The 6,289-nt window shown below is 75.0% G+C and carries 5 protein-coding genes and 1 pseudogene; 5 read left to right on the forward strand and 1 reads right to left on the reverse strand.

Annotation, left to right across the window (positions count from 1 at the left end; genetic code table 11):
* Positions 1-342 precede the first annotated feature (342 nt).
* The 3 genes from ABZY44_RS24705 (at position 343) to ABZY44_RS24715 (ending at position 3,323) form a co-directional block, all read left to right on the forward strand.
* Positions 343-1,569 (forward strand): SPFH domain-containing protein, encoded by a 1,227-nt coding sequence (locus ABZY44_RS24705; protein ID WP_356657354.1) that lies wholly within the window; start codon positions 343-345, stop codon positions 1,567-1,569.
* A gap of 28 nt (positions 1,570-1,597) precedes the next feature.
* Complete coding sequence (locus ABZY44_RS24710) at positions 1,598-2,506, forward strand: C40 family peptidase (RefSeq protein WP_356657357.1); 909 nt, start codon at positions 1,598-1,600, stop codon at positions 2,504-2,506.
* Positions 2,507-2,771: 265 nt separating this feature from the next.
* Entirely contained in the window at positions 2,772-3,323 is a 552-nt protein-coding gene (locus ABZY44_RS24715) for a hypothetical protein (protein ID WP_356657363.1), read from the forward strand.
* Positions 3,324-3,340: 17 nt separating this feature from the next.
* Here ABZY44_RS24715 and ABZY44_RS24720 read toward each other — a convergent pair.
* A pseudogene (locus ABZY44_RS24720) lies at positions 3,341-4,297 on the reverse strand (DUF6777 domain-containing protein); the annotation flags it as partial.
* A 150-nt stretch (positions 4,298-4,447) separates the two neighbouring features.
* On the opposite strand from ABZY44_RS24720, the gene ABZY44_RS24725 reads away from it, so the two are divergent.
* Positions 4,448-5,704: a streptophobe family protein gene (locus tag ABZY44_RS24725; RefSeq protein WP_356657359.1), complete on the forward strand. Its 1,257-nt coding sequence runs from the start codon at positions 4,448-4,450 to the stop codon at positions 5,702-5,704.
* A gap of 107 nt (positions 5,705-5,811) precedes the next feature.
* Positions 5,812-6,198 (forward strand): hypothetical protein, encoded by a 387-nt coding sequence (locus ABZY44_RS24730; RefSeq protein ID WP_356657361.1) that lies wholly within the window; start codon positions 5,812-5,814, stop codon positions 6,196-6,198.
* The last annotated feature ends 91 nt before the right edge of the window (positions 6,199-6,289 follow it).

Raw genomic sequence — 6,289 nt, forward strand, 5'->3', positions numbered from 1 at the left:
CTCAACGGCGTCAGAAACCCTCCGCCACCGGACGGTTGACGCCACGGCCGTGTGGGGTGTGGCTTGTCGCAAGCAGCGAACAGGACCGGAGGTCCGGCAGCCGGGACGAGGGGAGGGACGGAGGCGGGCGGGGCGCGGGCACCGGACCTGACTGCGGACCGGACACAGGACCGGGCACCGGACCGGACACAGGACCGGACACCCGTCCCGCTCGGCAGCTCCGGGGGTCCCCGCGACCCCGGTGGTGCCGTTGGCGGCGGTGGCGCCCGCGGCCCCGGGCCCGGTCCCGCCCCCGGCCGCCGCGAGCCCGTCGGCACCTGGACCGGCCGCGGCGGTCTCGTCGTGCGGCCGTACCGGGACCCGCTCGTCCTCGGCCCGCTGTTCCGCGACGAGGACCCGCGCGACGCCCCCACGGGCGCCACGGGCCACGGCACGGGGGGCACCGGTCCCGGCGGCCCGGCAGGCACTCCTGGCACACGGGGCACACCGGGCACTGCGAGCTCTCCGGGCACTACGAGCGCCACGGGCGCCGTGGTGGCCTCCACCGACCTCATGGGCCCCGTCACGACCCCCGGCGGCCCCGCGGATCCCGACACCCTCCGCCGTGCCCCCGTACGCGGAGCGCTACCCCGGCCCGCCCCGCAGCCGACGCCGGTCACCTCCTCCCCGCGGACGCTGCCCCCCGTACTCGACCCCGAGCTCGTCGAGCGCCCCGCGTGGTCCTGCTCCGGCTGGTGGGCCCTGGCCGTCGCGGCGCTCGCCACCACCGGCGCGGCCGCCGTCGCCCGGTACCAGGACCTCCGCGCCCCCGCCTCCCCCGCCGAGGCCTGGCCGCTCGTCCTCGTCGCCGGGTGCGCGGTCCTCACCCTCGCCGCCCTCGGCGGGCTGCGCCGGGGCCGCACCGGCCACGCCTGGTCGCTCACCCTCTTCGGCCGCTACCGGGGCACGATCCGGCGTACGGGCCTCGTCTGGTCCCACCCGCTGCCCCGGCACGCCCGGGTCGACGTGAGGCTGCGCCACTGGCGCAGCGAGCCGCTGTCCGTCGTCGACGCCGAAGGTACCGCGCTGCGGGCCGTCGTCCTCGTCGTGTGGCGGGTCAAGGACACCTCGCGCGCGCTGCTCGGCGTCGACGACCACACCGCCTACCTGCGCGGACAGGTGGAGTCCGCGACCGTGCGGGTGCTCTCCCGGATGCCGGCCGACTCCTTCGGCCCGGAACCGGCCGGTCCCGGGACCCTGCGCGACACCGAGGCCGTCGGCGACGAGCTGACCCGGCTGCTCGCCTCCGAGTGCAGGGCCGTCGGCGTCGAGGTCTTCTCCGCCCGTCCCCTGCACGTCGAGTACGCGCCCGAGGTCGCCGCCGCGATGCAGCGCCGACGGATCGCCTCCCTGGACGCCCGGCACCGGGACTCCGTCCTCACCTCCGTCCTCGACGCGGTCGACGACACCGTCCACCGGATGTCCGAGCGCGGACTCGTCAGCCTGGACGACTACGAACGCAAGGCCTTGGTCAAGGACTTGACCGTGGCCTTCTACACGGCGCGCGGCCCCGCCGCCGACGCCCGTTGAGGAATCCCCCGATGGAAAGGAAACCCGTATGCGGACGCCCGAGTTCACCGAGCAGATACCCGACGACTGCGCGTGCGCCCCTTGTGCCCGCGGCACGAGGGCGGTGACGGCCGCCCCCCACCGTCGCTGCACCCTGCGCGGCGCCGTGGTCGCGGCCGTGGGTGCCACGCTGCTGGTGGGCACCGGCGCGGGCGCCGCGTCCGCCGAGCCGGCACCGGCGCGGGCCGGCTGGGACGGCTCGAAATACTGGTACAAGGACGCGACCGGATGGTGGCGCTGGACCGCGCACCACGACAAGTACGCGGCGAACAGCGGCGGCTCCTCGACCCCCAAGGCACCGGCCCCGTCCTCCTCCGCCTCGTCCTCGTCCTCGGTGCGCACCTCGGAGCCGGTCTTCCGCGGCCGGGCGGGCTGGGACGCGACGGACCGGGTGTACTGGTACAAGGACGCGACCGGATGGTGGCGCTGGACCGGCCACAAGGACAAGTACGAGCGCAACAGCGGCCGTACGGGCTCCTCCGGCTCGACGGGCTCCTCGGGCGGCTCCTCCAGCGGCTCCGGCACGCCCGTGCGCCAGGGCACCGAGGGCGCCATCGCCTTCGCGAACAGCCACCTCGGGGACCCCTACGTCTGGGGCGGCAACGGCCCGCACGGCTGGGACTGCTCCGGCCTGGTCCAGGCCGCCTACCGCTCCGCGGGCATCTCCCTCCCCCGCGTGGCCTCCGACCAGTACCGGGCCACCACCCCTGTCTCCCGCTCCGAACTCCGCCGCGGAGACCTGGTCTTCTGGACCTCCGACGGCAGCGCCGCGGGCGTCCACCACGTCGCCGTCTACCTGGGCGACGGCAAGTACATCGAGGCCCCCCGGCCGGGCCGCCAGGTCCGCGTCTCCAGCTTCAGCGCCTACGACCCGAACCTGTACGGCCGCGTCCGCTGACGGCCTCCCCCGTGCGCGGACCTCCCCGCGGGCCGGTGGCCCACGGGGAGGTCCGCGTGGAGAGGGACCTCTTACCGCTGTCGGTCACTGACCTCCGTTTCCGGTGCCGGTGCCCGCGTCACCCCCCTCTCCGGGCTCGGCCTGGGTCGGCGGAGGAGGCGGAGGCTGGGTCGGAGGAGGCGGAGGCTGGGTCGGAGGAGGAGGCGGAGGCGGCGGAGGCTGGGTCGGAGGAGGCGGTTCAGGCTGCGCCGACGACACGGACGGCTTGGGCTCCGGCGCCGCCGAGGAGGCCTTGGGCGTCGCCGGAGCGGTTGGTTCCGACGAGCTCCGCGGCGCCGACGGCGAGCTGGGGGCAGCGGTGGGCGCCGTCGCGGCCGGCGACTTCGAGGGAGACGGCGAAGCCACCCTCGACTCGGACTTCGACGGAGACTTGGACGGCGACGCCGACGGGGACTCGGAGGCCGGCTTCGACGGAGTCTCGGACGGGGACTTCGACGGGGTCTTCGACGGCGACTCCGACGGTGACTTCGACGGCGACTTCGAGGGGGACTCGCTGGGCGAGACCGTGGGGGAAACCGAAGGCGATCCCGAGGGGGACTGCGACGGGGAGGTCGACGGGGACTTGGACCCCGAGTCCGAGGGCGACACCGACGGGGAGTGCGAGGACGGTGGCGGCGTGGTGAACGGCGGGGTGGTGAACGGCGGGGTGGTGAACTGCGGCGTCGGGATCGGCGGCGGCGGGATCGGCCTGTCGGGCTTGCCGTGGTGGCCGCCGCCCCGGTCGCGCTCGTACCAGCTGTTGTCCCGGTGGTCGTAGATCACGAACTTGTTCACGATCGTCGCGGCCGGTGCGATGACCACGACCTGCGAGGGCTGGTAGGAGGTCCAAGGCTGCCCGAAGCGCTTGGGGTTGGCCTTGAGCGCCACCGGCGGGCCCAGCGGGTTCCCGCAGGCGCACCGTACCCGCGGCACCCCGCGGTCATCCACGAGCACCGCCGTCCCGGCCTGGAGCACGGCCTGGTAGCTGGTGCTCTGGCCGTCCCGGTAGCCGTGGTTGGTGACCCGGGTGTCCATCCGCAGCTGCACCGGTGTGAGGGAGCGCAGGTACGCCGGCACGTCCGCCGGCTGTATGCCGAGGGACGAGGCGAACGCGGCGTTCCTGGAGGGGTCCGCCGACAGCGCCCGGATCTGGCCCTCGACATCGCAGGCGGCGACGTCCCGCGTGCCCCCGTACAGGGTCGGCGAGGATCCGCTGATGCTGCGCGTGGGGGTGTTCGCCGTGGTCGAGGCGGGGTTCGACGGCGCGGCACTCTGCGGCGGAGGCGTCTGGGGTGCCGTGCCCTGCGGCGCCGTGCTGCGCGGCGGTGGCGTCTGTGGCGGCGGGCTCTCCGGAGGCGGCGTGGCCTCCTTGGCGGCCGTGGACTTGGTGAAGGGGTCGGGCCCGGTCGCCGCGGCGGGCTGCAGGAACACTTCACCGCCCGCCGAGGTGCTGGTGCCGCCGTCGCCCGGCCTGGTCAGTACGACGGCCAGGGCCACGGCCGCGGCGATGGCGACGATCGTCGTGGCGAGCCGGGGCACCGAACGCCACCAGGGTTTCGGCGGCGGCTGCGGAGGCGTGCCCCCGGAGCCGCCGGGAGGAGCGGGCGGCGGGGGCGGCGGGGGGCCTTCGCCCCCGCCGGACAGTGGCCCGGAAGGCGGTCCCGTGGGGCGCTCGGACGACGGCGGCTTCGGCGGCGGCTGAGAGGGCCTTGTCGGCCACGGCGGCTGCTGGCCGGAGGGTTGTGTGGTCACGGGCTCTTCTTCCCAGGCGGAGGGATTCCGGTCCCTTAGGGGTGTTCCGCACCTGATCCGCGGAAATCTCCGGACTTATTGCACTCCTGGCGACCATTGTGTGCGCCGTCCGGGTGGTGGCCGCAAGCCGAGCGTGTTTACGGTTGCAGGGTGAGCCCTACAGCGGCACCACCCGCGCGAGCTTGGCGCGACGCCCTCGTGACGGTCATCGCGGGTTTCGCGGTGATGGCCGTCGTGGCCTCCGCGGGCCTGGCCCTGGCCGGCGCGGGCGACCTGCCGGGCGGGGCGTTCCCGCACGTGGTCGCCGCCGTCGTCCTGATGGCCGCCGGCGGCTCGGTCGACGTGACGGGCGGCGCCGGCCTCCTGGGGGGAGCCGAGGCGAGCCTGTCCGTGCTCCCCCTGTCCGTCAGCCTGGCCGGCGCCCTGACCACCGGCTGGCTCTTCCTGCGCCCCCTGCACAACCGGGCGGTGGCCGGAGCACGCGAACTCCTGTCCCGCGCGGCCCCCCTGGTCCTCCTGTGGCTGCTCGCCCTGACCGGCATCGCCTTCCTCGCCCGCCAGAGCTTCTCGCTCTCCACCGGGGACAGCCCGTTCGGCCAGATCGGTGAAATCCTCGACGCCGCACCGACGGTGGGCTTCGAGGCGGCGATCCCCGCCTCGCTGGGCTTCGGACTCCTGTGGATCCTGGGCCTGTTGCTGATCGCCCTGCTGGTCTCGCGCCGCGCGCCGCTCCCGGCGCGCCTGGTCCGCTTCCACGCGGCCGTGCGGCCGGCCGCTTTCGCGGTGGTCGTGCTGCTCCTCGCCTACGTGGTCCTCGGCATCGGGGTCGGCCTGGTCGTGGCGGCGACCCAGGGCCATGCCGCCCGGACCATGGCGGTGATCCTGCTGGGCCTGCCGAACCTGGCCTGGCCCGCCCTCACCCTGGGCCTGGGCGGCGCCTGGGAGGGCAAGGCCGACGGGCCCTTCGGACTGCCGATGCCACAGGTCCTGGACCAGGTGCTACGGGCGACCGGCTCCGGCTCCGCACCCGGGTCCGAGCTGTCGTCGATCGACGTGGCCTCGCTCGCGGAGCACGACGCCCGCGCATGGTGGCTGGTGCCGATCGCCCTCGTCCTGCTGCTCGGCGCCGGCGCGCTCGCGGCCGCCCGTTCCCCGGCGCACGTCCGCCCCTGGCAGCACGCCCTCCACCTGGCCGTGGCCCTGGCTCTGGCCACCCTGGTGGTCTGTCTGCTGGCCCGGATCGAGGCCCGGTTCGGCCTGTCCCTCCTGGGCATCGGCGACGTCGGCGGCGGCCTCGGCGGCGAGGTGGAACTGCGGCCGGTCCTGTGGCGCACGGTCGGCCTCGCCTTCGTCGCGGGAGCGGCGGCGGGCTTCGTCGGCTCCCTGGTCCCCCGCCGCCACCGCTGACCGGCCACGACCCGGCGCGCCCCGCCGGGACCGCGGTTGCGCCGTCCGGGTGAACAGGCGCAAATCGGTTCATCGGGGGATCGTTTCTGCATGGCACGCTCGCCTCCGTGAACATGAACAAAGGCCTGTTCCGGCCGCTCCACGCCGCTGGCCTGCTCGCCGTATCCGCGCTCGCCCTGACGCTGTCCACCGCGCTCCCCACGCAGGCGACCGGCCCGGGCGCCCGGTTCCTCTCCGGGGACACCGGTCCCGAGGGCGCCGGCGCAGAGGCCGTCTCCGTCAGCAGGGTGTTCTGCCCGCGCGGCACGGACGTGCGGTCCGGCGGGTACTCCACCTCCCGCTGGGACCACACCCGGGACGGCGCGCTCCGGTACGCCGTCCTGGCCAGCCACCCCGTCGTCGACCCGGACGGCCGCGAGGGCTGGTACGCCTCCGCCTCGCACGCCGAGGTCACGGCCCACGTCGTGTGCGTACCCGCCCCGGAGGCCGACTAGTGTCCTGCGCCAGTAGTTGATCGTTATTTGTTGTGTGACTTCTGCTGCTGGTGCGTCTGTTCCTCGTCGGGGCCCGAAGCTGGAGCCGCTG

Origin of the sequence: Streptomyces sp. NPDC006544 (assembly GCF_040611715.1) — a bacterium.
In the GTDB taxonomy this organism is placed as follows: domain Bacteria; phylum Actinomycetota; class Actinomycetes; order Streptomycetales; family Streptomycetaceae; genus Streptomyces.